Source organism: Pseudomonas rhizophila, assembly GCF_003033885.1.
GTDB lineage: Bacteria > Pseudomonadota > Gammaproteobacteria > Pseudomonadales > Pseudomonadaceae > Aquipseudomonas > Aquipseudomonas rhizophila.
Genome location: NZ_CP024081.1, coordinates 4,902,330 through 4,905,325 on the forward strand (window position 1 = coordinate 4,902,330; position 2,996 = coordinate 4,905,325).

At 57.9% G+C, this 2,996-nt stretch carries 5 protein-coding genes and 1 pseudogene; 1 reads left to right on the forward strand and 5 read right to left on the reverse strand.

Annotated features, from left to right (window positions below; translation table 11 throughout):
• The 5 genes from CRX69_RS22705 to moaC all read right to left on the reverse strand — a co-directional run.
• The coding region (locus tag CRX69_RS22705) for a transposase (RefSeq protein WP_157952147.1) at window positions 1-202 on the reverse strand (202 nt) is incomplete at its 3' end.
• 93 nt (window positions 203-295) lie between these two features.
• Complete coding sequence (locus CRX69_RS22710) at window positions 296-1,072, reverse strand: ABC transporter substrate-binding protein (RefSeq protein WP_047228853.1); 777 nt, start codon at window positions 1,070-1,072, stop codon at window positions 296-298.
• 273 nt (window positions 1,073-1,345) lie between these two features.
• Complete coding sequence (gene moaE, locus CRX69_RS22715; RefSeq protein ID WP_076383625.1) at window positions 1,346-1,798, reverse strand: molybdopterin synthase catalytic subunit MoaE; 453 nt, start codon at window positions 1,796-1,798, stop codon at window positions 1,346-1,348.
• A 3-nt stretch (window positions 1,799-1,801) separates the two neighbouring features.
• Window positions 1,802-2,044 carry a MoaD/ThiS family protein gene (locus CRX69_RS22720; protein WP_047228851.1) on the reverse strand — a complete coding sequence of 81 codons (243 nt, stop codon included), beginning with the start codon at window positions 2,042-2,044 and terminating at the stop codon, window positions 1,802-1,804.
• Window positions 2,041-2,514 carry a cyclic pyranopterin monophosphate synthase MoaC gene (gene moaC, locus CRX69_RS22725; RefSeq protein WP_076383624.1) on the reverse strand — a complete coding sequence of 158 codons (474 nt, stop codon included), beginning with the start codon at window positions 2,512-2,514 and terminating at the stop codon, window positions 2,041-2,043. Before moaC ends, CRX69_RS22720 begins: the two co-directional genes overlap by 4 nt.
• A gap of 277 nt (window positions 2,515-2,791) precedes the next feature.
• Here moaC and CRX69_RS22730 point away from each other — a divergent pair.
• Window positions 2,792-2,996, forward strand: a pseudogene (locus tag CRX69_RS22730) (MFS transporter); the annotation flags it as partial.

Here is a 2,996-nt window from a genome sequence, read left to right on the forward strand (position 1 = left end):
GAATCTCTCGCTGATCGGCGGTAATCGCCTTAGCCCCCTCGGGGGTCGAACCCAAGCGCTCTTTGCGAACCTGGTCGACCCAACGGCGCAAGGCGGTAGGGCCAATATCCAGGCTGGCACAGACTTCGGGAACGGACTGGCCCTCGTCCAGCACCATGCTGGCAGCCTTGAGCTTGAACTCACTGGAATAAGATTTGCGCATATCCAAACACCTCAGATTTGGGCGCCATCATAGCGCCCGATTGAAGTGTCCAAAATCATTAGGCCAGTTCAGCCTGCTCGCGATAACGATCAATCAGTCGCCATAGATATCCGACTTGAAATACTTGGCCTGAATCTTCTGATACTCCCCACTGGCCCGAATCCCGTCGATGGCCTTGTTCAAGTCCGACACCAATTGGGTATTGCCCTTGCGCACCGCGATACCCGCGCCTTCACCGACGTATTTCGGGTCCTTGAGCTCCGGCCCGACAAACGCGTAGCCCTTGCCCCGGGGCATCGACAGAAAATCCTCCAGCGGGATGGTGTCAGCGAATATCGCGTCCAGTCGACCGGACGCCAGGTCCATGTAGATTTCTTCGTTGTTGCTGTAGCGCTTGACTGTCACGCCCTTGGGTTCGAAGACCTCCGTAGCGAAGCGGTCGGTGGTGGTCGCCCGTTGCACACCCACGGTCTTGCCTTTGAGACTGGCGTACTGATCATCGACCACAGCGCCCTCCTTCATGACCAGCCGCGACGAGGTGAAGTAGTACTTGTGAGTAAAATCCACCGACTTCTTGCGCTCTTCGGTGATGGTCATGGACGACAGCGCCATGTCGATTTTCTTCACCTTGAGCGACGGAATCAGCCCGTCAAACTCACTTTCGATCCACTGGCACTTGACCTTCATCTGCGCGCACAGCGCATTGCCAATGTCATAGTCAAATCCCTCGATCTTTCCTTCGGAGGTCTTGGAAGCAAACGGCGGATACGCCGCTTCGATGCCGATACGCAAAGTCTTCTCGGCGGCGAACAGACTGCTGGAGGCCAGCAGGCTCAAGGCCAGGCCGGTGATGAGGGGGAGCTTTTTCATGATCGATCTCTCGCGGGTTTGTTGTTGGTTTTGGCAGAGAAAGGTGAAGCGACGGATTTTATGTACTTATAAATCCATACTGGACTTTAATGTACATATCGTCAATTGGGGCAACCGCGAAAAGTGATGGGAGGCTAATGGCCTCATCGCGAGCAGGCTCGCTCCCACAGGAGGCCTGCGTCGAACACGAATACTGTGTACAACCTGGATCCCTTGTGGGAGCGAGCCTGCTCGCGATAGCGGTTGGCAGGCAATGAATCAGCAACAGGCTATCTACCGCTTCCAGCGATCCGCCGCCGCATGATCACTGTCACGCCCTTCGACCCAGCGCGGGCCATCGGCGGTGTTTTCCTTTTTCCAGAACGGCGCACGGGTCTTGAGGTAGTCCATTACAAAGGCGCAGGCGTCGAATGCCGCCTGGCGATGGGCACTGGCGGCCGCCACGAAGACGATCGGTTCGCCCGGCTCCAGGGCACCGATGCGATGCAGGACCTCCAGCTTGAGCAACGGCCAGCGCTGCTCGGCCTCGGCGACGATCTTGCCCAAGGCTTTTTCAGTCATGCCCGGGTAGTGCTCCAGGAACATCCCGGACACATCAAGGCCGTCATTGAAGTCACGCACGTAGCCGACAAAACTCACCACCGCCCCCACGCCAACATTGGCCGCGTGCATCGCGTTGACTTCGACGCCCGGGTCGAACGGATCGGCTTGCACCCGAATCGCCATGGCTCAGCCTCCGGTCACGGTGGGAAAGAATGCCACTTCGTCACCATCGACCAGCGGCTCGTCGAGCTGGCACAGGTCTTCGTTGCGGGCGCACATCAGGTTTTGTTCTTTCAAGACATCGAAACCTTCACGCGCGGCCAACAGTATCCGCACGTCGTCCACCGTGGAGAAATCGCCCTCGACCTTCTGCGAATCAACGCCCAACGCTTCGCGATAACGCGCAAAGAACTTCACGGTAATTTTCATGGTGCATCCGCCTGGAAGTGGCCGCTCTTGCCGCCGAGTTTCTCCAGCACCCGCACGCCTTCAATGGTCATGCCCCGATCCACGGCCTTGCACATGTCGTAGATGGTCAGCGCAGCAACACTGGCGGCGGTGAGGGCTTCCATCTCCACGCCGGTCTGCCCCGACAGTTTGCAACGGGCAACGATGCGCACCCGGTCCTCGCCTTCGGCATTGAGCTCGACCTTGACGCTGGTGAGCATCAGCGGATGGCAGAGCGGAATCAGGTCACTGGTTTTTTTCGCCGCCTGAATGCCGGCAATGCGCGCAACGGCGAACACATCGCCTTTGGGATGACCACCGCTGACGATCATCTGCAGTGTTTCGGGCAGCATGCGCACAAAGGCTTCGGCCGTGGCTTCACGGAACGTCACGGCCTTGTCGGTCACATCGACCATGTTGGCGCGACCTTGGGAATCGAGATGAGTCAGCACAGGGTTACTCCTGATCGGGAGCATCGATTGTAAACCTGTGAGTCAGATTCCGGCAGGCCTGATTGTCGCACCTGTGGCGAGCGCAATTGCCCAATCACCGCAAATCCTCCTGTGGGAGCGGGCTTGCTCGCGAAGGCGGTGTATCAGATAAAAATAGGTGGCTGATGCACCGCTATCGCGAGCCTGCTGAACTGGCCTAATGATTTTGGACACTTCAATCGGGCGCTATGATGGCGCCCAAATCTGAGGTGTTTGGATATGCGCAAATCTTATTCMGATCACTGACAGCTACAGCTGGCCGTGGATCTTCTTCATCAACGTGCCCATCGGGATCTTCGCCGTGATGGTGGTGCGCCAGCAACTGAAGGCGCGGCCGGTGGTCACCAGCCACCAGCCAATGGATTACGTGGGGTTGATCACGCTGATCATCGGTGTCGGTGCGCTGCAGGTGATCCTCGACAAAGGCAACGACCTGGATTGGT

Bases quoted from the DNA above. Each gene is read 5' to 3' on its own strand.
- CRX69_RS22710 (WP_047228853.1), bottom strand. From the start codon at position 1,072: ATGAAAAAGCTCCCCCTCATCACCGGCCTGGCCTTGAGCCTGCTGGCC.
- CRX69_RS22720 (WP_047228851.1), bottom strand. From the start codon at position 2,044: ATGAAAATTACCGTGAAGTTCTTTGCGCGTTATCGCGAAGCGTTGGGC.
- moaE (WP_076383625.1), bottom strand. From the start codon at position 1,798: ATGGCGATTCGGGTGCAAGCCGATCCGTTCGACCCGGGCGTCGAAGTC.